This is a genomic window from Microcoleus sp. B4-D4 (genome assembly GCF_036705185.1).
GTDB lineage: Bacteria > Cyanobacteriota > Cyanobacteriia > Cyanobacteriales > Microcoleaceae > Microcoleus.
This window is the reverse complement of the sequence record NZ_JAUBTX010000026.1, coordinates 50,755-76,558: the sequence shown is the minus strand read 5'-3', so window position 1 is coordinate 76,558 and position 25,804 is coordinate 50,755. Positions and strand designations below refer to the sequence as shown.

Sequence of the window (25,804 nt, the reverse complement as noted above, 5' to 3'; positions counted from 1 at the left end):
ACAACACCTACTCCAACAACACCTACTCCAACAACACCTACTCCAACAACACCTACTCCAACAACACCTACTCCAACAACACCTACTCCAACTCCAGGTGAAATACTTGGTACTGTCGGCGATGATGCGATCGAAGGTAGTCCGCAAAACGACACCATCGACGGCCTCGGAGGTGACGATGAAATTTTCGGTGAGGGAGGTAATGACTCCATCTCAGGCAATACCGGAGATGATTACTTAGATGGCGGCGCAGGAAATGACAGCCTCTTTGGCGGTGCAGGAAATGACTTCCTAGACGACGAATTGGGCAATAATTTGCTCTCCGGCGACGACGGTAACGACGCAGTTTTAGGCGGAAACGGTTCCGACACCCTCACAGGAGATGCCGGCGATGACTCTTTGTTTGGTTACGAAGGCAATGACTCTATTTCTGGCGGTATTGGCAACGATATCGCAGATGGCGGCGATGGTAACGATACCTTAGCTGGCGGTGACGGCAATGACGAACTCAGTGGCGGCGCAGATAATGACAATATCAATGGCGGCCTTGGAAACGACGAACTCTACGGAGATGACGGTAACGATACCCTAGAAGGCGGTGGCGGTGCAGATATCCTATTTGGCGGTACTGGCAATGACTTCTACGTGTTAAATGGTACTTCCGCAGGGGGCAGCATTATTGCTGATGATAGTGGCATCGATAGTCTAACGCTCAATGGTGTGACACTGGCGATCGGCTTGACCGCCGGTACGGCAGGCGTCACGCGGGGCGGCGAATTCGATACCGACTTGCAAATTGACCTCAACAAAGACGGGATATTTGTACCTGCTGACGACTTGTTGATTTTTGACTTCTTTGGTGAACCAAATCTTGAAAAAGGAGATGGTTTTATCGAAACAGTCGGCAACCTTTCAGGGGACGCGATTCTCAAGAGTTTCCCGCTGAAAGCAACCCCGGGCCCTGATTTCCTTCCAGGTGGCAGTGGCGATGATAGCATTGACGGATTGGCTGGTAACGATACGATCGAAGGCAATCAAGGCAATGACTCGCTGTTCGGCAATGCTGGCGATGACTTGTTGGAAGGCGACGAACTCATTACGGTTGCCGACGCAGAAGGTACGGTAATTCTCGGTACGGGGATTGGCAATGACTATCTCGACGGCGGTGATGGTAACGACACTCTAGACGCTGGCGAAGGTAACGATACTTTGTTAGGCGGTGCCGGTGACGACAGTCTATGGGCCTATGAGGGGGATGACATTCTCAATGGAGGAGATGGCAACGATACTCTCGACGGCGGTGATGGTAACGATAGTTTGTTAGGTGGTGCCGGCAATGATTCTCTGTTCGGCGGAGAAGACAATGATACTCTTGACGGCGGCGATGGTGATGATTCCCTTAACGGCGGTTTGGGCAATGATAGTATTGTCGGCGGTGCCGGTATCGATACTGTGTCCTATGCTACTCTGCCGAGTCCTGTTAATATCAATCTCGCGACTGGAATTGCGATCGCCGAAGGTACTGATACTCTCAATGGTATCGAAGTCATCATCGGTACTGCTTTCGCCGATACCATCACCGGCAGCAGCAGCGACGAAACCCTCACCGGCAACGGCGGCCCAGACATCCTCACCGGTGGAGGTGGCAACGACACTTTTATCCTCGACCCCACAACATCCGCCGGCAGCAAGATTCAAGCAGGTACTGGTAATGACAGCCTGGTTCTCACCGATGTTACCGCAGCTTTATCTCTCAGTCCCGGTACGGTTGGAGTCGGCCGCAGCGGTACTAGCTTGCTAGCAGACATCAACAAAGACGGTAAAATAAACGCCGCAGATGATATCGAAATTCTCAATTTCTTCGATTCTGCAACCAGCAGTCTTCCCGGTAGCGGATTTGTGGAAAATGTGGGAGGTTTGTCGGGCAATTCTATTCTCTCTCGCTTTGCTCCACCTCGACCCATACCTCTACCCGCACCCACACCTACACCCACCACTACCCCAACACCTAGCGGCCCCCGAATTTTAACGCCCAGCATTCCGATTCCGATTCCGAATACTACCGTTGATTTGACTTTCAGCACCGGCCCGCTGAACGATTTGTACTTCGGCACTCCCCAAGCTGATGCGCTGAACGGTTTAACTGGAAATGACTCGATTTTCGGTTTGGACGGCAACGACAACATCGGTGGCGATGACGGTAACGATTCGCTATTGGGCAATGCTGGCAATGACTTTATCGATGGTGGAAATGGCGATGATGTTGTTTACGCAGGTAAAGGCAACGATGGCATTTTAGGCGCAAACGGCAATGATTCGCTGTACGGCAATAAAGGCTTTGATGTTGTTTTGGGAGGCGACGGTAACGATCTAATCTTTGGCGGTAAGGGTGACGATTCTCTCGGCGGCGATGCTGGAGATGACAGCATTTTCGGTCAGTTGGGCAATGATTATTTGCTCGGTGGCAGCGGTAATGATGCCGTCAGCGGTGGTGAAGGAGATGATACTGTTGTGGGTATCGATCCGGGTGCTACTAATCCGGGTGTTGGTGAGTTTGATACTTTGACTGGCGGGGAAGGTAGCGACCGTTTCTTGTTGGGAGATAGTGACAAAATTTACTACTCTGGTGATGGTAATGCTGTGATTAGTGATTTTAATTCGGCTTCAGATGCGATCGTCCTTTCGGGAGTTAAGGCTGATTATTCGCTGTCGGTTGCGGGGAATGTGACCAGCATTTTCCTGAAAAAATCCGGTCAGTCGGATGATTTGATTGCTTCTGTCCAAGGAGTGACGGATCTAAATCTCGATCTACCTTATTTCACTTTCATCTAGGTTTGAGCGGATTGTTTACCGCTGATACACGCAGGTAATGCACGCAGAATGGCGCAGATATTGTCACAAAATATCTGCGTTGTTTTGTATCGATAGGGTGTTTTAATTGCCAGTTTAGTATTTTTGTGATATGGGTGCGTCGCGGGCGATCGCTCTTAAAGTAGACTTGAGTTGCATCTGTCCGATCTCGATAGAGAAACCGCAGATATCGGACAGATTCAACACCGATTGACGCAGATGATTTCAGGGTATTTTCTGATTTTGGCAATTGCTCGTCTAGTGATTTTCTGCGATAAATGCGCGGTGCGATCGCTCTCTACTATCATTGTAATTCTTTGTGCTGTAAGGGATACAAGGCTCGATCGCCCTTTAGGTAAGTTCCTAGGGGCGATCGCGCTTTCCCAGCAGTTGAAAAGAGGATTAAGTCGCTGCAAGTTGAACGATCGCACTCTTATTGAGCTTCTGTCCGGTTAAACAAGCAACAAGCATAATTTTGTCGGGCGGGTGCGCGCATATTTCTCACATCAAAGCTGTGAACTTGCGTAACCGGCACTCGCCCCGGAGTTATATAAATTTACTGGATTCTTCTAATAATGTTTAATGTTTTTTGGTAGTTATCTGTGTTTCCTTGTTGCTGATACAAGTTGGCGGCTTTTTGAAAATCTTGTATCGCACCAGGCTTCTCTCCTAAGTCATAGCGGATAACTCCCCGATTGTAGTAAGCACGGGCATTGTTAGGGTTAATTTTAACGGCTTGGCTGTAATCTTCGATCGCACCCTGCTTGTCTCCTAAGCTCGATCGGGTAACGCCCCGATTGTAGTAGGTATTATCATTGTTGGGATCAATTTTTAAGGATCGATCGTAATCGGCGATCGCACCCTGCTTGTCTCCTAAATCATCGCGAGCATTACCCCGATTTGTGTAAGCAGGCGCATAGTTGGGGTTAATTTTCAAGGCTTCGTTGAAATCGGCCAGAGCAGCCTGCTTATCTCCTAATATATAGCGAGCATTACCCCGCTCGTTGTAGGCTAACGCATCGTTGGGGTTAATTTTCACGGCTTGATCGTAATCGGCGATCGCACCTTGATTGTCTCCTAATCTCGTTCGGATAACACCCCGGTGGTAGTAGACTGAGCCATTGTTGGGGTTAATTTTCACGGCTTGATCGTAATCGGCGATCGCACCTTGATTGTCTCCTAACCTCGCTCGGGTAACACCCCGGTTGTAGTAGGCCGAGACATTATTGGGGTCAATTTTTATGGCTCGATCGTAATCGGCGATCGCACCCTGTCTGTCTCCTGAGTCATCGCGGGCATTACCTCGGCCAACGTAGGCCTCAACATAATTAGCATTAAGCTTAATTGCTCCATCGTAAGCCTCTATAGCACCTTGAAAATCTCCTTTGTTGTACTTCTCCTCACCCTGATTATACAAATCCTCGGCTGTGGGTTCTGCCGCCACAAGCTCCCTCGCAACCTCAACCCCCAAATCCACCTTTGCTGAAGCCAACAATTTAAAATTTGAATTAATCGAAATCCCCCTTAAAATTTGATTATTTTTCGCATAACTTGGTTGACAATCGATCAAACTTGCGGTACTCGAAACAACTAATCCCGTCAACAATCCGGTCAATATTTGGCAATTCATAGTAATCTCCACACTTTTATAATTTTAAACAACTATTTTGACATCAATCTGCGGTTTATTTACCCGATCGCCTCCACCAACCTTTTCAAATCCGGCATTTCTAAAATTGCGCGCTGAAATCGAGTTCGCGGCCCGACAGCAATTATCTCAAGACTGGCAATATGCCGCTTTCCCAATAGATGAGAGTGCCGCAACAGTCAAAACTCACAACTTCAAATTGATTAAAATCCAACATCTGTCATTGCTCCTATTTTATCGAAAACGATCCGCTCCGTCTAGAAACCGGATTTTTATATCGTGTCCGATCCATTAATATCAAATCCGGTAGCATCGGAATTACAAAATCGAGTCAGATCAAATCCGCGCTTCATACTTCTGTATTCATCTCTCTCTCTTGTCTTCCTCTGTGTTCTCTGCGCCCTAGCGCCGGTTAAATCATTCCGATGTTACCGGAAACGAACCGATAGCGCGTGCAGATTTCAATCTGCTCTTAAACCGAGGACTCCAAAACCCCCTACAACCGGACATAACATTACAGAAATTAAAAATTATAAACCCCTATTTCGCCAACAAAGCCGCTTTCCGATCGCCCATTCCTAAGTCCTATCTTGTTTTACGGTTGATATTCTGCAAAAATTTCAATTTTACCGACAATGTTGCGATTGAATTGCGCCAACTCTTCAGCAGGAATCCAATACTCTTGATGGCTCGAACTGCCGACAGTTTGCACGGGATATTTGTTTAAGAAATCAGCCAAAACTCGAAACTTAGTTACATAGCCAAAATATCCAGATGCTGCATCTTTAGTATTCCAATCTCGCGCAATTTGCATCGCGTAATCTTTTTGTAGTACGGGATAAAAAATAGGTTGAAAAGACAGCCGTGGCGGAAATGCCAAAAAATCGCTTTCTTTGATTAATTCCATTTCTTTTTTGCCGACGGCTCTAAACAGAGTTACTGTCTCTCGCTCTGACACAGTGATATTTTTAAACCAATCTTTCCAACTCTCCCAATTGTGAATAATTCTAGCCAATTCCGCATAACCGACAGCACGGGGATGGGAATCGTCATTTTGGGCAAGTTCTTGCAGCCAAATTTCTGATTTTTGGAGCGGGGTACAAATATCTAAATAAGGTACGTGTAACTCGCTGCAAACTTGGGAAAACTCTTTAGATAAATTAGCTATTCTGATTGTGCGATCGACATCAATAACTGGCGGCGGCCCAATCATTAAAACTGGTACTGTTTCTTGGGCAGATTTGAGAATATGGCGCAGGTTTTCAATGGATTTTTCTAGTGCGACGCGAGTTTTGCCATTTTCAAAGTGAGTGTCGTTAACGCCAAAGGAAAAAACTATTCTACCGTCGCAGTAGTGAGGTAAACGGCAAGAAACTTCGTTGAACCAGCGAGTTTCTATATCGGTACTGGTTTCTCCCCGCACTCCTAAATTATAGTAGGTGATATCGTGTCCTTGCTTGCAAACTGCTGAGCAAATTCGTCCTGTCCAACCTAAACATTTTGGATCGCAAGTACCGTTTACGAAAGAATCGCCGATAAAACAAATACGCATAAAAATTTGAGATTTTTGATAGTGCGGGATTTAGCCGGAACTTCTACAGACAAGATTCTATAGTTCCTCGATTGATATTTCAACCGCAGATGAAAGGCAGATGCAACAAAGATGCAACGCAGATGCTTTTCAGATAATTTGTGAGTTATCTGTCGGGTGCGCGGGCTTTCCAGCTTACCAGTTGTAGCAAGAGACAATTGGGCTGGGGAGTTGATAATTTACTACGCTATAATTGGATTGTCATCTCGTTTGCTGCTGCATCAATGTTATTCAATAGTCTTCTCTAACAATTATTCTGAATCTGGCACGAAAAGTCTGTTCAAGATTTGCTTTTCGAGGAGATGTTTAATCGTTTGGGCTGTGCGTGAGAGTCTATAGTCTCATAGTTGGGATTTGAATTATAGCCTTTCAAGCGAAAGATGAGGTACTATGCGGCATAGGGCATAGGCTATAGGGCATAGGGCATACCTCACCACGCTTGATAACCGCTATATCCGGGATAGGGCATAGGGCATACCTCACCACGCTTGATAACCGCTATGGGAGTTACGTATCAATATCAAAGAAGCCGGGTTTTTCACAGATATTAAAGGCTGTGATGCACTATTTTATCCAAAAACCCGGTTTTTTGCCGCTGATGCGTAATTCCTGTGAATATTTGTAGCTTTCGCGTACTCGGAGAGAGTTGGATTACCGATTACCGATTAGTTTTTGCCGGTGACGGACAATCCCTCTACAATTACAGATGGTGTGTGGCAAGAACCGTTCCACTCGGAGTCTCCTCCTAATTCTACTAATTGTTTGAGGACGCTGTAGACGTTGCCGGCTACCATTGTGTCTTTGATTCTGCCTACTATTTGACCTTTTTTGACTCGGTAGCCGAGATCGACGTTAATGGAAAAGTCGCCGGAAATTCCAGCACTGCCACCTAGGGTTTGATCGACTACAATTCCGTCGTCTAATTTAGCGATTAAATCGATTAATGAAAGGGAACCTGGTTTAATTAAAACATTAAATAAACTCGGTGTGGGATAGCTGCCCAAACCAGGGCGAAATCCGTTGCCGGTGGTGCCGCTTCCCAGGGCTCGACCGGTGGTGCGATCGGTATAAAATAGCTGCAATACTCCGCTGTCGATCAAGACGATCGCGCGAGTGGGAGTGCCTTCGTCATCAAAAGGACAGCTATAGGGCCCGATATCCGGCTGCTGCCAGAGGGTGACAAGGGGCGATGTCACTTGTTGGCCTAGTCGATCGCTCCAAGGCGAAGCGCCTTCTAGTACCTGTTTGCCATTCAATGCGGCACAGAGAGTCCCCCACAGCAAATCGGCGGCTTTGGCTGTAAACAGCACCGGCACGCGCCCGGTGGCGGGGGCAACATTATCTTTCGCCCATTCCAACCGCTGCAAAACCCGCTTGGCGCTAGTGTTTAAGTCGAGGGTACCGCGTTCGGTTTCGCCTTCCCAAATGTTGAGGAAATCTTCGCCCCGCACTAATTCTGCTGACAAGTAACCGCTGAGGGTGGTGTCGGTGTGGCTGCAATCCAAGCCTAATGTGTTCAGCAAGCGGGTGCTTTCGATTTCGCAGTCGAGTTCGGCGGTGCAGAGGCTTTCGGGATAGGCTTGGCGGACGATCGCGATCGCCTCTTTTCCCCAGTTTACTAGCTGTTCGGCCGGCACCGACACTCCGAGATCGGGATAAACAACTTTTTCCCCGGTGCCGAGTTCGATGGTTTCCGGTTCGTTTAGTTGCGAAAGCGCGATCGCCCGATCGACCAAAATCTGCGGTTCCACGGGCCCGTAGGCCACCGCCAAACCAGGCCGCCCGTCCCGCCACAGTCGCAGAGCAATACCTTCTGCTTGGGCGGTTTCTAGCTGTTTGAGGCGGTTTGCTTCAAAAAATACCGGCCGCGAGAGCGATTGCGATTCCAATACCTCAGCAGCTTCGGCACCTGCTTTGGTTGCTAATTCTAGCAGTTGTTCTGCTGATTGGTGATTGGTCATTTTTGTAGTTGGTAGGAAAGCAGTTGGCAGTTGGCAGTTGGCAGTTGGCAGTTGGCAGTTGGCAGTTGGTAGGAAAGCAGTTGGCAGTTGGCAGTTGGCAGTTGTCAGTTGGCAGTTGTCAGTTGGCAGTTGGCAGTTGTCAGTTGGCAGTTGGTTGTTGGCAGTTGACATTAAGCATTAGGCACTAAGCAGTTAATATTAGCTAATAACAACTAACAACTAACAACTAACAACTAACAACTAACAACTAACAACTAACTAAATACTTAGTTCGTGCAGCAGCCAAAATCCGGCGAAGGATTCCGATTTTGGATTCGACTGAATTGCTAAAAAATGTACTTTTCTTGCTTGTTTTTTCGCCGCTTCAAATCCTTTTGCTTCTCTCTCAATTGCTGCGTCTTTGAGATTAGCTAAAATCCAGCGATCGTTAGCTCCCGTATCTAACACCAGCCTAGCTGGCGGGCCAGTCTCAAATTTGATAAAAGCCAACTCCAAACCCGACATCCAACCAGCCAAAGCTGTTGCTCTCGACGAATAGACGATCAGCCCTGGAATTTGCGTTTCAGGCGGCAGCTTTGTCATCGGTAGCCCGAAAGCTTCGCCAAATCCGATATCCCACTCGGACATTTCATCAAAAGCTGCGATCGGCAAACTCACAAACGCCCATTTTTCGCCGATTAAAGCGTCCGGCAGCGCCACGGGCGTTTCGGGTACAAATTGAACGCTCGGGTTGGGAGCGGCTTGATAGCCCGGTTCGGCGGGATAAACGTTTTGCATCCGTTCTTCCAGCCACAGGTTGAGGGCGAGGGTGCGGCGGCTGGAGGCTGCGGGAATGTCCAACTCCTCACAGGCTTTGGTAATCATGTTCGCCATTTGGCGGCGGAAAAAGCGGATTTTTTCGGGGCGTTTCGGTGCAGAGGCGATCGCATCTTTAATCGCGCCAGCCAGCCACAGGGAATTCACGGTTGTACTCGGGCAAAACTGCGAGTAGCGAAACAGAGATTCTGCCTTGTCGCTTACATTCAGCGGGCTTTCGCAAATCAACACTTCCCATTTCTTTTTTCCTCGCTCGTCTATAATTGGACGGCTGTAAAAGTCAAGTTCCCAAATAGTAGCCATGCCGCGCTGTTAAAAATTAATCCTTTCTCATACTACCCGACAGCGGTCTCGTTTCTGATGAGCGATAATTTAAGACTGATTTTCTCGCAGCGGGCGATCGTACTTTCCCAAAAATTGCCACTCTCGCTTGCAGCTTCCCCTATAATTTTCCGCAGCACACAATCGGACACATTAGCAATGTCTAGCACAACTATGCCACAGCAATCTCCACCCGCAATATTTGTTAAACTTGTGGAACCCGGGGAAAACCAACAGTATAGCTTAATTCCATGAGACAAATCATTCTCGAAAAGATTGTTTCCACCCTACAACCTTTAGATTTTGTTTTAGCTTTGTGGCAAGGAGGTTCAGCAGCCCACGGATACACCGACGAATGGTCAGACATCGACATTGCAGTTGTCGTTGCAGATAACTGCGTCGAAAAAACCTTTGATATTGTTGAAAAAGCCCTCGCACAAATTAGCGAAATCGAACTCAAATATCGAGTTCCAGAACCCGCTTGGCACGGTCAATCGCAGTGCTTCTGGCGGCTCAAAGAAACCCCGCAATTCTTGCTAATTGATTTTGCTGTTTTCCGGCGCAGCAGCCGCAACAACTTTCTCGAAATCGAGAGACACGGAAAAGTGCCTATCGCCTTTGATAAAGCTAATATAATTGTAGCCGCTCATTTGGATACAAACCAGCATTTTGCCCAAATGCAAATCCGCTTCAACGAAATAAAAATCCGTTTCGATTTGCTGCAACCTCTGGTAAAAAAAGAGATTTATCGCGGACATTTAGTAGATGCGATCGGCAACTATCACAATTGGACGCTTCTACCCTTAGTTGAACTGTTGGGCATGATTTATCGTCCCCACAGATACGACTTTCAACTCAAATATTTTAGCCGAGATTTTCCGTCCCAAATAGTCGATCGCACCGCACCGCTTTTCTGCATTACAAATCTAGAAGATTTAGCAGCAAAACACCAAACAGCAGAGGCGATTTTTGCCGAAACCTTACCGCTTGCGGAAAAGCTGATGCAAAACCATCCAAATCAACCCAATTAACAGCCGGAAAAAAAATCAGCGTTCATTAGCGTTCATCAGCGGTTAAAATTAAAAATCAACAAACATCCGCAACTTCCAATCCCATGACAAAACTCAGCGTCAACATCAACAGAATCGCCCTCCTGAGAAACTCTCGAAACATCGGCATCCCCAGTGTTACCGACGCTGCAAAAACAGTAATTGCCGCCGGAGCCCACGGCGTTACAGTTCATCCCCGCCCCGACGAAAGGCACATCAAAGCTACCGATGTTTACGACTTAGCCAAAATGCTAACTGTCGAGTTCAATATCGAAGGAAATCCGTTTCAGCCGCCATTTATGGATATAGTTTGCGATGTCAAACCGGCTCAGTGTACCTTAGTCCCAGACGCTCCCGACGTGCTAACATCCGATAGCGGCTGGAATATTCCCGAAAATCGCGATCGGCTTTTACCAATTATTGAAAAATTAAAAAATAACGGCATCAGAGTCAGCTTGTTTATGGATGCAGATCCTGCTCTCATGCCCCTAGCAAAAGAAGTTGGAGCCGATCGCGTAGAACTGTACACGGAACCCTATGCAACTGCTTTTCGCGAAGGTAAAGTAGAATCTGTTTTGCAACAATATGCCTTGGCAGCTAAAGCAGCTCAATCAGTAGGTTTGGGAGTGAATGCCGGACACGATTTGAATTTGCAAAATTTAGCTGAATTTTGCTCAATTCCTGATATCCTAGAAGTATCAATCGGTCACGCTTTAATTGCGGAAGCGCTAGAAATGGGATTGTCCAATACAGTGCAAGCTTACCTCAAAATCCTTTCTGATTCGTAGTGGGAGTAAACCTCGCGTGGCAGAGAGCGGGTTCTATATAATTCGTTGCGTTTGTGTTAAATATTGCGGCTTGCCGCACCCTAAAAATTCTGGTTTTTAGCTCGCGCCACACGCGCTTAAGGTTCGTAGTGCGGACTAAACTTCGCAACATGAAAGCGGACTTTAGTCCGCATTACAAACCGTGTTTGTGATAGTAATCGACCGGACATGATATGATATCAAATCCTCTTTTCATCGGAATAGTAAATTCACTGTTGACTGTTAACCGTTAACCGTTAACCGTTAACCGTTAACCGTTAACATCATGAGGAGTGCAACCGGAATTGATATGACAAGCAAATTATGTTGTTTGGGGTTAGTAAGGCGCACTGTGCAAGCCGTAAAAGCCGATCGCCCTCGCACCAGTTAACAGTAGAGGCTGTAACCCCCGCTGGGTTAAGGGCTGTTTTCTGGCAGTAAAGCCTCTCTTGGAACCCAGACACCGCGTTTTTTTGATGGTTGGCATTTTTTGAGCAAGTTTTTGGGAAAAAGCTTGAATTTTTATTGGCCAAATTCCTAGGACGATCCGATGATATTATGGGTAGGGAATATGGTGGAAATGTCCGATCGACCAAGGCTACTATTTAGCTTCGGCAGGGCCATCTGCTACCGCGAATTTTTGTGAAATTACGAAATATTTAGCTGTATCCTCTATGCTGATGACGCCGATCGCGCGATCGGCAAATTTAATCCGGTGCAAACAGCACCACACAAGTAAACATATACAACTGATTTACCCCTGGCAAGCGTGACATGAAAAAACTAATTTTACTGACTGGAATGCTACTAATGATGACGGCAAAATCAGTATTTGCCAGCCCTGTAGCCCCAAAAATTGCACCGGGCGATCGGATGGCCGCCTCGGAAATTACAGAAACCGTTAACCAACCCGCTACTTCTACCTTTGTTGCCAACGTAGAACCGATCGATCCCATGCCAGCTACATCTGACTCAGTTGCGAAGATAGAGCCGATCGAGCGAATGTCAACCTCACAAATTCGAGCCACCATCAACCAACCAACCACCTATATTTTTGAAGGCATCAAAGGACGAGAACTCACACTCTCGCTGTGGGCGGGACAACTGACAGCCGAACTCTACAGCCCCAACGGCGAGAATCTGGGAGTTATTGAAAAAAGCGACAATCAGTGGATCGGCCAGTTACCAGACTCGGGAATCTACCGCCTGCGAGTCACCCCGAAAGGTGAAACCAGCAGCTTCGTAATCGGACGCGACTTTAACGCCAAGTGGACTTACAGGCCCGATCGCGCAATGCCCATCGCATTGGGAGAAAAAGAAGCCACAGTCAAACTCAAAATGTCCGGCTACCAAGTCCAGCCCCTCACAGTTCCAGGAAAACAGGGACAGACAATTAGGGTGAGTGCTAACAGCAAAAATCTCGGTGTGGCGATCGAATCTCCGTCGGGACAACTCCTAGATCAAGGCGAAGGTCAAACTTTTGCTGAACTTCCCGAATCCGGCATTTACAAAGTGCTAGTAGTTGCCAAAAGGCCAGTCAAGCCCTCCATCAAAGTTTCTGTACGTTAGATCGAGATGGCAAAAAAACTCTTTGTGGGCGATCGAATTTCCGTCGCCCGGCCACAAAAGCTCGCCCCACCGGCGAGCTATTTTTTATTTAAAACTAACCTCGGATCAGCGCTGCAAAACGTTCTTGTTTCCAAATGCAGCTTAAATCCGAATCAGCCAAAGCTAGTTCTCGGTATAAATTAGGAATAAACTCCACAGCCCGCTGCAAATTGTCAAGGGCTAAATCAACAAATCCCAGTAGAGCATAACAACAAGCTTTATTGTAAAAAGCATTAGCAAAATCAGGATTAATTTCTAAGACTGTTTCGTAGCAAGCAATTGCCTCCGAGTAGGAGCCTTTTCGCGCAAATTCCACACCCCGGTTGTACCAAATCAAATAATCCTCAAAACCACACTCTGATGTGGGAGTAAACTTACTATTTTTATGATTGAAACCGACTAATTTCGCCAAAGCTACCCTGCGTTCGCCCACAGCTTCAGTTCCGCCCGGTTTCAGAGCGATCGCTCGGCTAAAACTAGCCACTGCTTGTTTGTAAAGTCCCATTGAGTTAGCAGCTAGACCGCGATTGTACCAAGCATTCGCATCGTCTGGGTTAAACTCGATCGCCCGATCGAAACTGTTGAGCGCCTGATAGTAAAGCTTGAGTTCCAACAAAGCATTACCTCGGTTGTACCACGCCCCAGCAACCTCTGGCTCCAAACTTAAAGAGCGATCGAAACTCAGAACAGCCTTATGGAAAAGCCCCATATCGATCAGCGTCAATCCTCGGTTGTGCCAAATACTCGCCGAACAGGGGTTGAACTCCAGAGCCCTGTCAAAACTGTTGAGTGCCTCCCAAGGGCGGCCCAACTTTCCTAAAGCAATAGCTCGGTTGTGCCAGCCAAAACTCGCATTCGGCTGCAGCGCCAAAGCCTCATCAAAACTTTTTAATGCCTCTAAGTGCCGTTCTAAGTTGCCCAAAGCCATGCCTCGCCCGAACCAAGCCTGATAATGATCCGATTGCAACTTCAAAGCTCTGTTAAAGTTAGCCAGAGCACCATCGCGATCGTTAGCTTCGAGGAGGCGCGAACCCAAATGATAATACCAAGCCGCTTCCAAGTTTTGGATTAAGTTCATAATATTTGCATCTATCTTAGGGATGATTTTACACAAACAATCTGCAGAGTTAAACTGTAATTCCACTAAAACTTGGAAAATTTTGATACAGGGCGATCGCCCGTACAAACCGCCGGTAACAACCTCAACTATTTGCGATCGAAACTAACTACTTTCCCAAGACGAAAAGCTCTTTTAGCTAACCACACTCATCGCTGGTTGGAGCTGCTGCGAATCTGAAATCTGCGCGAGTCAAGCAACTATTACGGCATCGCGAATTAGGTTTGCAGTTACAGAAATAGTGAAAATTCCACAGTGCTGGCGGCTCCAACCTCTGCTTGCCAAATTCAAGCAAGCACAACCGCTGTTTGAGCAGTCTCGCTCAACAACAACCTGCCAGCAGCATCAATACTAAAATCCTTCCCCAGCACAAAACCCTTGCCCATCAACCGCTGACAAACTATCAGCGCCGTAATCCGGCGAATTTCTTCCATCACGTCAGCAGGAATCAAATAAGTCAAACTCCAGATCACCGACTCGCAGTCAGACCAAATCAAACGTTCAATACTGACAATCATCAAAGCAGCAACACTTTCAACAGAAATCCGCTCTCTGAGATCGGCAATCAAATCTTTACCAATTAAGCTATTGCGAGTCATCATCGCCCTAGCCATCTTCCCAATTTCTTGTTCGAGTTCTAAATGATTCATGCTTAGCACTGGCTGTTAAGTTTTTAAAGCACTACTCAGAGTAAAAACAGTGACTGCGATCGGGCTCTGCCCTAGCGTTGCTGACGCAGCCTCTACCGCAACTCCTTTTAACAAAGTATACCCAAAGAAAGATTAAAAATGTATCTAAAGGCAGATACTAAAATTTATTTTATTGTAATAAATAGAGCAACTAATTCCCAAAACATTTGTTACGAGCAGCGAATTGAGTATTTGTGCTCGATCGAGTCTGCCCCGCAAGTCGATCGATTTTAGATTGAAAAATTGAAGAAACTGACCTCACGGATGAATCCGGTGGCTTGTACCTGGGCTGATGAAGGTCAAGGATTGGTAAATTGGCTACATAATAAGGAAGTAGTTACTTAGGATAAATAACAATAATGGCTGCAAACCAGTCAGACATCGATATTGCCCCCTTGATTGACTACGGCCTGATCGACCCGACTGCGACGCCAGAGCAAGTAGAACACTTTTGCCAACAAGCAGATAGATTTGGCTTTGTGACAGTGTGCGTCTATCCATCCTACGTCCGACAAGCTGTTGAGCTACTGCACGACAAACGCCCAAAAGTTTGTACTGTGATCGGTTTTCCCACGGGTGCTTCTACTTCAACGGTGAAACTTTATGAAGCTCTAGAAGCCGCAGATAATGGAGCTGTAGAGTTAGATGTATCTGTTAATTTAGGATTATTAAAAGCTGGAAGAATGGATGAATTCCATCGGGAATTAGCCCAAATTTGCGAAGAAACTAATCTCACCATCAAAGCAATTATCGAAAGTTCGCTGCTTTCTGATGCGGAAAAACAGTTAGCGGCTGAAATTTGTATGGAAGCTGGTGTGGCTTATATCAAAACTAACACTGGCTTTTTTGGGGCGGCGACAGTTGACGATGTGCGACTGCTAAAGGAAGTTACTAAGGGACGGATTGGGATTAAAGCGGCCGGAGGAATTCGTACTCACGAACAAGCTATAGATTTGGTAGTAGCTGGTGCTACTCGTTTGGGGACTTCTCGTGGCCCGGAATTACTCCGCCAGCGCGATAATTTGGATAATCGTTAACTGTTGACTGTTAACTGTTGACTGTTGACTGTTGACTGTTGACTGTTGACTGTTGACTGTTGAGTGTTGACGGTTGGCTGTTGGCTGTTGACTGTTGACTGTTGACTGTTGATTTGTATTTATTGGTGATTAATTGTTTAAAGGAGTTAATATGGAGAACTTCCAACAGTTACAAGTATATCAATTAGCCGAAAAAATATCAAATCAAATATGGTTTATTGTTAAAGAATGGGACTACTTTACGAAGGATACGATGGGCAAACAAATCGTCAGATCGGCTGATAGTGTTGGTGCTAATATTGCAGAAGGACATGGACGCCATAGCTATCAGGATAATTAGCGCTTTGTGAAAATTGCACGAGGTTCATTAAACGAAACAAGGCACTGGTTAAGACTTGCCTATGCTCGTAATCTTTTAACTCAAGAACAGAGCGATCGATTGCATCCGTTATTGAATGAACTTTCACCCAAACTTAATGCCTATCTTAACTCACTAAAACAAAAAGCTAAAGGTTGACCGCCAACAGCCAACAGCCAATAGTCAACCGTCAACACTCAACAGTCAACACTCAACAGTCAACAGCCAACAGTCAACCGTCAACAGTTAACAGCCCACAGCCAACAGTCAACCGTCAACTAACAAATGACCCGAACTTACAAAGCAACTGGTATTAATCTTAAGAGTGCACCGATCGGCGAATCCGATCGCCTGCTGACAGTTTTGACACGGGAATTCGGCTTGATTCGAGCTGTAGCGCCCGGTGTTCGCAAACAGCGATCGAGCATTGGCGGTAGAAGCGAGTTATTTGTCGTCAACGAATTGCTAATTGCTAAAGGCCGATCGCTCGACAAAATTACCCAAGCGTCCACCGTCGAATCCTATCCGGGTTTGAGCCGCAACTTGGGAAAACTCGCAGCCGCACAATATCTGGCCGAATTGGCGATCGCCAGCGCCCTTTCCGACGAACCCCAAGAAGACCTCTTCTTTTTGCTGGGCGAACACTTAAGCCGTTTGGAGCGTTTGTCTGATCGCACCGAAATCCAATCCGCCGCCGTCCTCATCGCCCACCTCGCCCAAGGTATTTTTCACTTGCTCGCCCTAGCAGGCCTCGCGCCCCAAGTCCAAGTCTGCGGCACCACCAGACAACCGATCGCCCCCAATTTCAGCGATCCGAACTGGCAAACCGGCTTTAGTATACCCTCTGGGGGAACCTTTAGCTTGCCAGAATTAGCTAACTTAGAAGCTGAACTATCCTCTGAAATTGGCAGATCCTACAGAGTCGCTTCCCGTTCCCGGCCAACAAGCGACAGCAAACACTTGACAAACTTCCATATAAATGCTAAGGAATTAGCAGCGCTGCAACAGTTGGGTAGTGCAGAACTAGAAGAGGGGATTGCCGATCGCGCAGCTTGGGTATCTGTCGAAAATATTTTGCGACAGTATGCCCAGTATCATTTAGGTTGCACGATTCGATCGGGAAGCTCGATCGACGCTTACTTAGAGAATTTTGAGTTTTAAATTTTAGGTTAAAGAAGTGAACGGGCGATCGTACAGCACCCCGAGCCGGCGGATATCCGAACCTGTCGGCAATTTCAGGTAAATTTCCAACATTCTCGCAACATTAGATAATAGATCAAGTTATAAATTATTAAATTTAGGAGCTAAAAAACTCAATTTGAACTTCACATCCCCAACCCTGAACCATCCCCAGCGAGCCACCCCCCAATCCTATGATGCGACTGTCCGATTCTGATTTGAGAACATCTATTTTAGCTGCGACCAACCACAAGATGGAAGAACGAGAAAATTGTCCAGATTTTCAGTCTGAGCCTGTTTTGGCCGATCGACAATGGAGCAACGCCCAACACCCAGAAATGGATAAATATCTGACAAATCCAGAAACAGACGCGAGCAAAAGTAACGGCCAACCACCCGCAGCAATCCCCCCGCAGCCAACAGCAGAGCCAGCAGCAGAAATATCGGAAACAGTTAGCGAAACTCCCGAAAAAGGCACAGGATTTTTGCCAGTCATCAAAAACCGCAATTTTCTAGCACTGTGGAGCGGACAAATATTCTCCCAACTAGCAGATAAAGTTTATCTCGTACTGACGATCGCCCTCGTAGCCAGCCGGTTTCAAGCGCCAGATCAAAGCATCAGCAGATGGGTATCAGCAATCATGATCGCCTTTACCATACCCGCAGTGCTGTTCGGTGCCGCTGCAGGCGTGTATGTCGATCGCTGGCCGAAAAAAGCCGTGCTCGTAGCCACAAACCTGCTGCGGGGAGGCTTCGTACTAGCATTACCCCTGCTGCTGTGGCTCTCAGACGGTTTTGAAATCGGTCAACTGCCGCTCGGATTCTGCTTGCTGCTGCTAGTAACATTCCTAGTTTCGACCCTAACTCAATTTTTCGCCCCAGCAGAACAGTCAGTGATTCCGCTAATTGTGGAACGCCGCCACCTGCTATCGGCAAACTCCCTTTATACCACCACCATGATGGGTTCGGTGATTATTGGCTTTGCCGTCGGAGAACCCTTACTAGCTTTAGCCGACACCCTATTCACCAACCTCGGCGGCGGAATCGGCATCGGCAAAGAAATAGTAGTAGGCGGAAGTTACGCCTTCGCCGGAGTGCTGTTGCTGTTGATGAAAACAGGCGAAAAAAACGAAGCCGAACACGAACCGCCGCATCCCCTAGCAGATTTAAAAGACGGCCTGCGTTACATCAACGATCAACCGAAAGTCCGCAATGCTTTAATTCAACTAATTATTCTATTTTCCATTTTTGCAGCCTTGGCAGTTCTAGCGGTGCGGCTGGCAGAAATGCTGCCCGGTATGAAAGCGTCGCAATTTGGCTTTTTGCTGGCTGCGGTGGGCGTGGGGATGGCTGTTGGGGCGACGACTGTCGGCTATCTCGGTCACAAACTTTCTCATTCCCAACTGAGTTTAATCGGATCGGTTGGGATGGCACTTGCTCTGCTGGGCCTTTCTGCATTTACACACCATTTGTGGATCTCGGTGCTTTTTATTACCATGTTGGGTTTATTTGCCTCATTGGTAGGAGTGCCGATGCAGACGACAATTCAATCAGAAACCCCAGAAGAAATGCGGGGAAAAGTTTTCGGGCTGCAAAACAATGCCACTAATATCGCTTTGAGTTTACCATTAGCTTTGGCGGGAGTAGCGGAAACATTTCTGGGTTTACCTGCTGTGTTTTTGGCTTTGGCTGGATTGGCGATCGCTGGCGGTGTCTTAACCTGGTATATTTTCCGTAGCACTAATAGCAAAGTCGATCGAATCTAAAAAATAACAAACTCTGATTTACTCGAATGCACATCGCTTGGCTAGGAAAAAAATCACCTTTTTGCGGTAACGTCACTTACTCCAGGGAAGTCACCAACGCACTGTTAGACCGGGGATACCAGGTAAGTTTCCTGCACTTTGCCCAAGAAGCCGGCCCGCTGGACAGGAACAATACAGCGTGGAGCATGGCAAATGGGAAATGGGGAGCTTCCATTGCTCAAACTTCATTTACCAATTCGCTCTCGCCGGCGAGTTGCAATGAAGTTTCTTTACCCTGTCACTACAAATCGCAAATTTATACGATTCCGACTCTCAAATCCCGCACCGTGTTGATGAAATCTTTGCGGAGGCTGAAACCCGATGTTGTTCACGCTTCCCTGACGCTTTCGCCTCTAGACTTTCTGCTGCCGGAAATTTGTCAAGAATTGAATTTGCCTTTGGTGGCGACTTTTCACCCGCCGTTCGATCGCAAATTGCGGAATTTGACATCGGGAACCCAACACCTGATGTATCAACTCTACGCTCCGTTTTTGGCTCACTACGACTCGACGATCGTATTTTCTTACATTCAGCGGGAAATTTTGATGAAGTTGGGAGTACCGCAAGAACGGGTAGCCGTGATTCCCAACGGAGTAGACGCGACGAAGTATTCTCCTGGGCCTTCGGGGTTGAAGTCGGAGTTAAAGGCCGATCGACTTTTTGTCTACCAAGGCAGGATTGCGCCGGAGAAAAATGTCGAGGCTCTGCTGAAGGCTTGGAAACACTGTAATTTTGGGCCTGGTAACGTATTGGCTATCGTGGGCGACGGGCCCCTAGCCGCGTCGCTGCAACTGTCCTACGGCGAAGAGGAGGGCATTGTGTGGCTCGGATTTGTCGCCGAGGAGGAGCGCCGGATCGAAATTCTGCGCGGTGCAGATGTATTTATTTTGCCTTCTTTGGTGGAGGGACTGTCGCTGTCGCTGCTGGAAGCGATGGCCTGCGGTTTAGCTTGTTTGGCAACGGATGCCGGTGCTGACGGCGAAGCCTTGGAGGAAGGGGCGGGGATAGTTTTGAACACTCAGCGGGTGCGGAGTCAGTTACAAACTTTGCTGCCGCTGTTTTGCGATCATCCTGAGTTTGGAATGCTGCTTGGCCAAAAAGCACGCCAACGGGCGATCGAGCGGTACACTCTCAGTCAGAATATTACTGAGCTAGAAAAGCTGTACTCAGAGGTTTTGCAGAAGCAGCGCGTGCCGTTGCGGGGCTTGGCATAACTTAGTCATTAGTCATTAGTCATTGGTCATTAGTCATTGGTCAGTAGTCATTAGTCAGTAGTCATTAGTCAGTAGTCATTGGTCATATCATGTCCGTTCGATTTCTCCAGCCGAGGCAGAGCAAGAGTGATATAGCCTTTCTCTGCTCTCATATGAGGTACTATCCGGGATAGGGCATAGGGCATAGGGCAGACCTCACTTTTTTGAGAACCGCTATATGGGTTCCCAGGCAGAGCCTCGGAACCAGTTAACTGCTCCTATTTGTTGGTAATTGCTGCGTTAAAACCTTCAATCTTCAATCTAAAATTGCCTAACTTCCCGGACGCAAATAATCCAAAAGCCTATCGCCCGAATCGGCCCGAATCAAAGCAACCACAACATCCGGCAAACTTCCCAAACTTGGATAAACAAAATAACGCGGTTCCCAGCGCGGCCCAAACTTATCTTTAAAACTGTGCAATCCCTTAAAATTATAAAACTTGCTCAAGTGATCCGAAAGATAAATCAAAACCTTTTCTAACCGCCCGGATTTACCCTCTTCTCCGACTCCCGCCAAAGCCGACAAACCCAAATCAAATTCTGCATAGCCCAATTCTTGACAGTGCTGCAACATCGAAGCAAACAAACACTCCATCGTGCCATTTTCTACCTCGGTGCGCCGCCGCATTAAATCAACTCCGATCGCATTATTACCCACAGAGATCATATTCGCAAAAGCACTAATTTTACCGTCGGGAGTGTGAATCGCTACGGCGCGCGTTTTCTGCAAATATGCCTCGTCAAACCAACCCACAGAAAACTGTTTTTCCGCACCCTGAACCATTTGCAGCCACTCGTCGCTAACAGATTTCATTTGTCGCATCAATTCCAAACTTAAAGGAGGTTCGTAAAATTCGATACGATGGCCTGCTTTTTTCAGTCGGTTAATCGCAGTTCTTAAGTTTTGATTTGCCTTGCCTTTGAGAGTAAATCTTTTGAGATTTACAATCGCTTCTTCACCAATTTGTAATACTCGAAAACCGAGAGTAGAATACATTTCTAAATCGTCGGGCAAAGTTTGATAAAATGCTGGATACCAATCGTTGCGATCGCAAAATTCTTGAAACCCCAGAATTGCCTCTTTGCGGTCTTGGGCCGGCCCGATGGGGTCTCCGAGGGCGATCGCGCCTCTACCTTTGGGCACGTAGGCGATCGTACTTTTTCCCGAAGCACTAAAATAATAAGATTTATCCTCAAGCAACGCCAGTCTCGCTAGGGTTGTCCGCCCGTATTCTGCTACAACTTCCTGAGCTTTATTGCGTTCCGAAATACTTGCCGAATTTCGCAGCAGCACCGGCCGCAGCAGCATCAAAAGTGCATAACCAAGCGTTACCGCACCGACAGCATAAATCGAATCTGCGAAAAAGTTAGCAAACCGAGTTTTCGGAACCAAACCCGCATTGTCCGCCGTAAAAAACATAGCGAAAGTCTGGTACAAAGCATCGTCCAAATTGAAATTAACTGCTCGTTCGTTAACTTCAAAACGCCCGTCCAATATGTAAAAACCAGCCGTACCGTAAGCGAGTGTAAATAACAAAGCGCCTACCAAAACGCGGATTCCTTGAGCAATTGAAGGGCGATCGGATTGAGCGGTAAATGTCTTCCGCATCACCAATAATTGCAATAGCAGCACCCCAGAAAGCAAACTTTCTTCAATATCTAATCCCTTAACTAAATGAACTACGATAGAAACGTTTAACAGTCCCACAGTCAACAACCAAGCAATCCGCTTGCGCCGCAACAAATTAGCAGCCAAAGTTAGCAACATAAACCCGATAACGGCTGCAAAAAAATGGCTACCTGCACGGACGGTAAAAGGAAAAAACGGTTCCAGCCAATTTCGGCGATCGGGTAAACTGGGAGTTACGGCAGATAGCAGGTTAATAATTCCTACTAATCCAGTTAAAAACGATGCCGTCCATAGTCCAATCCTATTTTTTCGGGATAACACTGTTCACCTTAATAATTTTAATAACATTTGCCCTAGGGATATATTATGAAAGCAATCGCCGATCGCGATTGTGATTTGTGTTCGGGGTAGGCTGGTTTTGGTAAGAAAGCCGATTTTTTTGTTTGATGAGTTTTATTTAGGTTCGTAGTTGGGTGGGGGCGGGTTTATGTAAATTGTCGGTGGGAATTAAAGATTGTTGGTGAAGTCGCCCCTACCTGGGCAATATTTTTCTTAGCTGCGACTACGACTTGGGAAATATTTTCCTTACCACCCACAGCATAACTAATATCAGCCCGCCCAATCCTAAACCGAAAAGCAAACTCCAGATAATCGTCGCGGTGAAGGGGTGAAGCGGGAGGGAAGAATCGGGTTGCCATTTAATGGGTGTATCCTTGGTTAGGGATAGGCTGCTGAAAAGATTTGGCCGCCGCCGATCGCAGTTCCGACAAAAAAGATGATATTCTCAAGTTGGCGATCGCGCTTTTTATCATTTTATCTCGATCGCGATCTTTCTGCTCTTCTTCCTTTTGCTTGTTTGACACTCCCCAACCTAAAGGATGGGGATTCTTAATTCAGCGACTGACCTTTAAGTGTTACGTCCTTACGGCAATACTCAAACCTTTTAACCGTAGAAATCCTACCAATTAACGAGTCTGATTCGCAGCCACCCCAGAGGGTCTATCTCCACTCATGGTACTAGGATATTGACCTAGAGTTTGGGTATGCCCTACCCTACCTAACAAAAGTAAATTGTTTGTTTTTCTGGTTGTGAGACTGTATTAAGCCTCTAGCTGTATGGCGAGTTTTCGCCGCTCTTTGTCCCCCGATTAACGCCTAAAAGTGTGTCTGAGTCCCTGTTTCACGAGGGCGTTGCGAGTTTAACCTTGACTATTCTAGTATACCACAGACACTAGGAACTCCCTGATTTTTAGGAAGGAATTTAAGAAATTAAAGCCGTCCTAAAAGGATGGGGTTTTAAACCCATTTCTCTGATAATTGTATTTGTTCGCGATCGCCCTGATGTTCCCTTTCTCCCTGTTCCCCGCTCAACTGCGCCTGTTCGATTTCCACCATCCCGCGAATTGGAGAATGGCGGTTGACAATCGCTGATTTGCGCTCGAATTTAATTCATTGGGTAGCGAGAAACGGGTTTCTATGAGATTTTCGGTGAGACGCAATAAATCTCGAAACAAACCCGGTTTCTAGGATTTAAGTGCGTCAAATTCTATCGCTTCGTAGCGAGAAACCGGGTTTCTATGAGATTTTCCGCTGAACGCTATAAATCTCGAAACAAACCCGGTTTCGGGGATTTAGGAAAAAATTCGGTTTCTATATAAATCCGGCTTTATATTGATTAAAACTTAGAATATCTCCCGATGATTAATCGGGAGAATATCAAAACTACTCCACAATCCAAGGACTCAAGCAAGGAGTCCAACTACTCAATTCATCCGATTTGAACCAGAGACTAATTTCTTGGTTCGCAGTTTCCACAGCATCAGAACCGTGAATGATGTTGCGGCCGACATTCACAGCCAAATCGCCGCGAATTGTCCCCGGTTCAGAATTCAGAGGATTTGTAGCGCCAATGATTTTTCTCGCCGACGCTACCACGCCCTCGCCTTCCCACACCATCGCCACCATCGGCCCAGAAGTGATGAAATCTACCAGTCCCGCAAAAAACGGTCTTTCTTTGTGCACGGCGTAATGCTGTTCGGCTAGTTCGCGACTCGCCGTGATTAGCTTCATCCCGACTAGCGTGAAGCCTTTGGCTTCAAAACGACTGATAATTTCGCCGACGAGTCCGCGCTGTACGCCGTCGGGTTTAATCGCTAAAAAAGTCCGTTCCAAGATTAACTCCTATTATTTTCTTAACCGATCCAAAAGATAGAGTAGCTCACAATGTACCCAATGGCAATTCTGGGAAGAGCAAATTGTTATTTTAGACAGAAGTGTCATTGCGAGGAACTAAGCAATCGGCGAGACTAAGATTGCTTCGTTTGAATGAGTTATGGCGACTTCCGGCTGCTTTGGGGTGAAGAAATTCAAAAAATGCGATCGCTTTGTTCGGTGCTAGAACGCTATGCTTGGAAAGCTTCTCCCCTTCAGAAGTTGGTTGTAGTCGAAGTCCTGGAAGCAACTGCTACGTTTTTTTTCGAGGCGGCGCTAGCTGTGGTAATGGAGTTACAAGAAGCTACTAACAAAGAATATGTTTATTTTGAAGGAGGTTATGTGGGTTGGGAAAGTCATTAGATTGTAAATATACCTGAAATGTTGCAAGTTTTGACAGAGATGGAAGTTACTTATTCCGAAGGTGAAGCGGCTTTAGAGTTAGCACAAGATGTATTTGAATTATTTACTGAAGCGATGAAAGAGTTATTCGGACACAGCAAAACAAATTCTTGCAATACTGTGCTGCAAGTATCTTCGATTTCTGCGTTCGATCGCGCTTTTGAGTATCAATAAATCTGAGATTGTTAGTGCCAATAAATCTGCGATGGGGCGGGCGGGTTTTGCCTTTGTTTTGTCGCTTTTTTCTGGGATGTTCCACTAAACCCGCCCCGATAATTAATGACTTAATTAAACTATTACTAAATTGTCTCGGTGTACGGCTGTTTCTACGCCTGCATAGCCTAAAATTTCTGCGATTTTATCGGACTTGCATCCCTGAATTTGTCTCATTTCTAAACTGCTATAATTCACAAGTCCTCTGGCAATTTGTTTGCCTTCTCCGTCGCACAACTGCACGGAATCATCTGCTTGAAACTCTCCTTCTACTTGAGAAATTCCGGCAGCTAACAGCGATTTTCCGCCGTGGGAAATTGCTTTGACAGCACCCGCATCTAAATACAGTTTTCCTGCTGGAATTAGCACGTTGGCTATCCAGTGTTTGCGAGCGTTTACAGGGCGAGTTTGCGGCTCGAATTGAGTGCCGATCGACTCTCCGTTAAGTATTTTCTCGATATTACCAGGAAAACAGCCGTCTGTGATGACTGTCCGCACTCCCGATGCTGTGGCGATTCTGGCTGCTTCAATTTTTGTTAGCATTCCGCCGGTTCCCCAACCGCTGCGGGAATCTCCTATTTTGATCTGCAATTCTGTGAGCTGTGCCATACTTTGGACTAGGGCGATCGGCTGCGCGTCGGGATTGCTGCGCGGATCTGCAGAATACAGCCGATCGACATCTGTGAGCACGAACAACCAATCTGCTTCTACCAAACTCGCTACTAGCGCCGAAAGCGTGTCGTTATCGCCAAATTTGAGCTCGTCTACCGCTACAGTATCGTTCTCGTTGACGATCGGAATCACGCCCAACTTCAGCAGTTGCCCAAAGGTATTGGAAGCGTTAACATAACCGTTGCGCTGCACTAAATCGCCCCTAGTGAGCAATACTTGGGCGATCGGCTGTTGTAGAGTAGTAAACAAGTCATCGTACACGCGCATCAGCCGCCCTTGGCCCACGGCAGCCACAGCCTGTTTCATAGCGATATTTCGCGGGCGTTCCGTCAAACCCAAGCGCGCGCAACCCACGCCCACCGCACCGGAAGAAACCAAAACTACTCGATGGCCGCTCTGCCGCAAACCTGCTAATATTTCGACTAATGCAGCAATAGTTGAGAGAGCTAAGTTTCCGGTAGTCGATCGAGTCAGTGTCGAAGTTCCTATTTTGATAACAATAGTTTGAGTCATTTGTTGTTTGTTGTTTGTTATTTGTTGTTTGTTGTTTGTTATTTGTTGTTTGTTGTTTGTTATTTGTTGTTTGTT

Annotated in this window: 26 protein-coding genes and 1 pseudogene; 14 read left to right on the top strand and 13 right to left on the bottom strand. The window is 46.8% G+C overall.

The features are described from left to right. Together QUB13_RS19110 and QUB13_RS19105 are read left to right on the top strand one after the other, a co-directional pair. Nucleotides 1-2,832, top strand: a 2,832-nt coding sequence (locus QUB13_RS19110; RefSeq protein ID WP_333383484.1) for a calcium-binding protein, incomplete at its 5' end; no start/stop codon positions are given. Between the two features lie 237 nt (nt 2,833-3,069). Beyond that, entirely contained in the window at nt 3,070-3,306 is a 237-nt protein-coding gene (locus QUB13_RS19105; RefSeq protein ID WP_333383482.1) for a hypothetical protein, read from the top strand. 100 nt (nt 3,307-3,406) lie between these two features. Here QUB13_RS19105 and QUB13_RS19100 read toward each other — a convergent pair whose 3' ends face one another. The 4 genes from QUB13_RS19100 to QUB13_RS19085 all read right to left on the bottom strand — a co-directional run bounded on the left by QUB13_RS19100 (nt 3,407) and on the right by QUB13_RS19085 (nt 8,050). Further along, on the bottom strand, nt 3,407-4,480 hold the full coding sequence (locus QUB13_RS19100; protein WP_333383479.1) for a tetratricopeptide repeat protein: 1,074 nt from the start codon (nt 4,478-4,480) through the stop codon (nt 3,407-3,409). 59 nt (nt 4,481-4,539) lie between these two features. Next, a complete protein-coding gene (locus tag QUB13_RS19095; protein ID WP_333383477.1) occupies nt 4,540-4,674 on the bottom strand; it encodes a hypothetical protein in 135 nt (44 codons plus the stop codon). Nucleotides 4,675-5,093: 419 nt separating this feature from the next. Then, the gene (locus QUB13_RS19090; protein WP_333383474.1) at nt 5,094-6,050 is read right to left on the bottom strand and encodes a GDSL-type esterase/lipase family protein; all 957 of its coding nucleotides are present in this window, start codon (nt 6,048-6,050) and stop codon (nt 5,094-5,096) included. A gap of 704 nt (nt 6,051-6,754) precedes the next feature. After that, complete coding sequence (locus QUB13_RS19085) at nt 6,755-8,050, bottom strand: TldD/PmbA family protein (protein ID WP_333383471.1); 1,296 nt, start codon at nt 8,048-8,050, stop codon at nt 6,755-6,757. On the opposite strand from QUB13_RS19085, the gene QUB13_RS19080 reads away from it, so the two are divergent. Further along, nucleotides 8,043-8,231: a hypothetical protein gene (locus QUB13_RS19080; RefSeq protein ID WP_333383468.1), complete on the top strand. Its 189-nt coding sequence runs from the start codon at nt 8,043-8,045 to the stop codon at nt 8,229-8,231. The two genes, QUB13_RS19085 and QUB13_RS19080, sit on opposite strands and share 8 nt — an antisense overlap. A gap of 77 nt (nt 8,232-8,308) precedes the next feature. Here QUB13_RS19080 and QUB13_RS19075 read toward each other — a convergent pair whose 3' ends face one another. Then, the gene (locus QUB13_RS19075) at nt 8,309-9,169 is read right to left on the bottom strand and encodes a Tab2/Atab2 family RNA-binding protein (protein ID WP_333383466.1); all 861 of its coding nucleotides are present in this window, start codon (nt 9,167-9,169) and stop codon (nt 8,309-8,311) included. Nucleotides 9,170-9,438: 269 nt separating this feature from the next. Between QUB13_RS19075 and QUB13_RS19070 the strand changes: the two genes are divergently transcribed. Both QUB13_RS19070 and QUB13_RS19065 read left to right on the top strand, forming a co-directional pair. Further along, a complete protein-coding gene (locus tag QUB13_RS19070; protein ID WP_333383463.1) occupies nt 9,439-10,218 on the top strand; it encodes a nucleotidyltransferase domain-containing protein in 780 nt (259 codons plus the stop codon). A gap of 83 nt (nt 10,219-10,301) precedes the next feature. Next, on the top strand, nt 10,302-11,024 hold the full coding sequence (locus QUB13_RS19065; RefSeq protein WP_333383460.1) for a pyridoxine 5'-phosphate synthase: 723 nt from the start codon (nt 10,302-10,304) through the stop codon (nt 11,022-11,024). Between the two features lie 355 nt (nt 11,025-11,379). Here the strand turns inward: QUB13_RS19065 and QUB13_RS19060 are convergent, their stop codons facing one another. Next, nucleotides 11,380-11,529: a hypothetical protein gene (locus tag QUB13_RS19060; protein ID WP_333383457.1), complete on the bottom strand. Its 150-nt coding sequence runs from the start codon at nt 11,527-11,529 to the stop codon at nt 11,380-11,382. Between the two features lie 287 nt (nt 11,530-11,816). On the opposite strand from QUB13_RS19060, the gene QUB13_RS19055 reads away from it, so the two are divergent. Beyond that, nucleotides 11,817-12,611, top strand: coding sequence for a hypothetical protein (locus QUB13_RS19055; protein WP_333383454.1), 795 nt, complete (start codon nt 11,817-11,819; stop codon nt 12,609-12,611). A gap of 94 nt (nt 12,612-12,705) precedes the next feature. Here the strand turns inward: QUB13_RS19055 and QUB13_RS19050 are convergent, their stop codons facing one another. Continuing rightward, on the bottom strand, nt 12,706-13,728 hold the full coding sequence (locus QUB13_RS19050; protein WP_333383450.1) for a tetratricopeptide repeat protein: 1,023 nt from the start codon (nt 13,726-13,728) through the stop codon (nt 12,706-12,708). A gap of 72 nt (nt 13,729-13,800) precedes the next feature. Between QUB13_RS19050 and QUB13_RS19045 the strand changes: the two genes are divergently transcribed. Further along, nucleotides 13,801-13,947, top strand: a complete 147-nt coding sequence (locus QUB13_RS19045; protein ID WP_333383447.1) for a hypothetical protein — start codon at nt 13,801-13,803, stop codon at nt 13,945-13,947. A gap of 107 nt (nt 13,948-14,054) precedes the next feature. Here QUB13_RS19045 and QUB13_RS19040 read toward each other — a convergent pair whose 3' ends face one another. Then, entirely contained in the window at nt 14,055-14,417 is a 363-nt protein-coding gene (locus QUB13_RS19040) for a hypothetical protein (RefSeq protein WP_333087093.1), read from the bottom strand. 398 nt (nt 14,418-14,815) lie between these two features. Here QUB13_RS19040 and deoC point away from each other — a divergent pair, with 398 nt between their 5' ends. From deoC to QUB13_RS19015, 5 genes and pseudogenes are all read left to right on the top strand, one after another. Next, nucleotides 14,816-15,493 (top strand): deoxyribose-phosphate aldolase, encoded by a 678-nt coding sequence (gene deoC / locus QUB13_RS19035; protein ID WP_333087095.1) that lies wholly within the window; start codon nt 14,816-14,818, stop codon nt 15,491-15,493. 151 nt (nt 15,494-15,644) lie between these two features. After that, nucleotides 15,645-16,010, top strand: a pseudogene (locus QUB13_RS19030) (four helix bundle protein). A 126-nt stretch (nt 16,011-16,136) separates the two neighbouring features. Continuing rightward, complete coding sequence (gene recO, locus QUB13_RS19025) at nt 16,137-17,012, top strand: DNA repair protein RecO (protein ID WP_333383444.1); 876 nt, start codon at nt 16,137-16,139, stop codon at nt 17,010-17,012. A gap of 212 nt (nt 17,013-17,224) precedes the next feature. Further along, entirely contained in the window at nt 17,225-18,796 is a 1,572-nt protein-coding gene (locus tag QUB13_RS19020; RefSeq protein WP_333383441.1) for an MFS transporter, read from the top strand. Nucleotides 18,797-18,822: 26 nt separating this feature from the next. Further along, nucleotides 18,823-20,049 carry a glycosyltransferase family 4 protein gene (locus tag QUB13_RS19015; RefSeq protein ID WP_333383438.1) on the top strand — a complete coding sequence of 409 codons (1,227 nt, stop codon included), beginning with the start codon at nt 18,823-18,825 and terminating at the stop codon, nt 20,047-20,049. A gap of 310 nt (nt 20,050-20,359) precedes the next feature. On the opposite strand, the gene QUB13_RS19010 is transcribed toward QUB13_RS19015, so the two are convergent. From QUB13_RS19010 to ndk, 4 genes are all read right to left on the bottom strand, one after another. Beyond that, nucleotides 20,360-22,039: a bifunctional lysylphosphatidylglycerol flippase/synthetase MprF gene (locus QUB13_RS19010; protein WP_333383435.1), complete on the bottom strand. Its 1,680-nt coding sequence runs from the start codon at nt 22,037-22,039 to the stop codon at nt 20,360-20,362. Nucleotides 22,040-22,203: 164 nt separating this feature from the next. Then, nucleotides 22,204-22,416: a hypothetical protein gene (locus QUB13_RS19005; RefSeq protein ID WP_333383432.1), complete on the bottom strand. Its 213-nt coding sequence runs from the start codon at nt 22,414-22,416 to the stop codon at nt 22,204-22,206. Next, the gene (locus tag QUB13_RS19000; RefSeq protein ID WP_333087105.1) at nt 22,417-22,581 is read right to left on the bottom strand and encodes a hypothetical protein; all 165 of its coding nucleotides are present in this window, start codon (nt 22,579-22,581) and stop codon (nt 22,417-22,419) included. 859 nt (nt 22,582-23,440) lie between these two features. Further along, the gene (ndk, locus tag QUB13_RS18995; protein WP_333087106.1) at nt 23,441-23,890 is read right to left on the bottom strand and encodes a nucleoside-diphosphate kinase; all 450 of its coding nucleotides are present in this window, start codon (nt 23,888-23,890) and stop codon (nt 23,441-23,443) included. Between the two features lie 153 nt (nt 23,891-24,043). Between ndk and QUB13_RS18990 the strand changes: the two genes are divergently transcribed. Then, nucleotides 24,044-24,292 carry a hypothetical protein gene (locus tag QUB13_RS18990; protein WP_333383428.1) on the top strand — a complete coding sequence of 83 codons (249 nt, stop codon included), beginning with the start codon at nt 24,044-24,046 and terminating at the stop codon, nt 24,290-24,292. Between the two features lie 18 nt (nt 24,293-24,310). Beyond that, nucleotides 24,311-24,505, top strand: coding sequence for a hypothetical protein (locus QUB13_RS18985; RefSeq protein WP_333383425.1), 195 nt, complete (start codon nt 24,311-24,313; stop codon nt 24,503-24,505). Nucleotides 24,506-24,619: 114 nt separating this feature from the next. Here the strand turns inward: QUB13_RS18985 and proB are convergent, their stop codons facing one another. Beyond that, nucleotides 24,620-25,729 (bottom strand): glutamate 5-kinase, encoded by a 1,110-nt coding sequence (proB, locus tag QUB13_RS18980; RefSeq protein WP_333383422.1) that lies wholly within the window; start codon nt 25,727-25,729, stop codon nt 24,620-24,622. Nucleotides 25,730-25,804 lie beyond the last annotated feature (75 nt).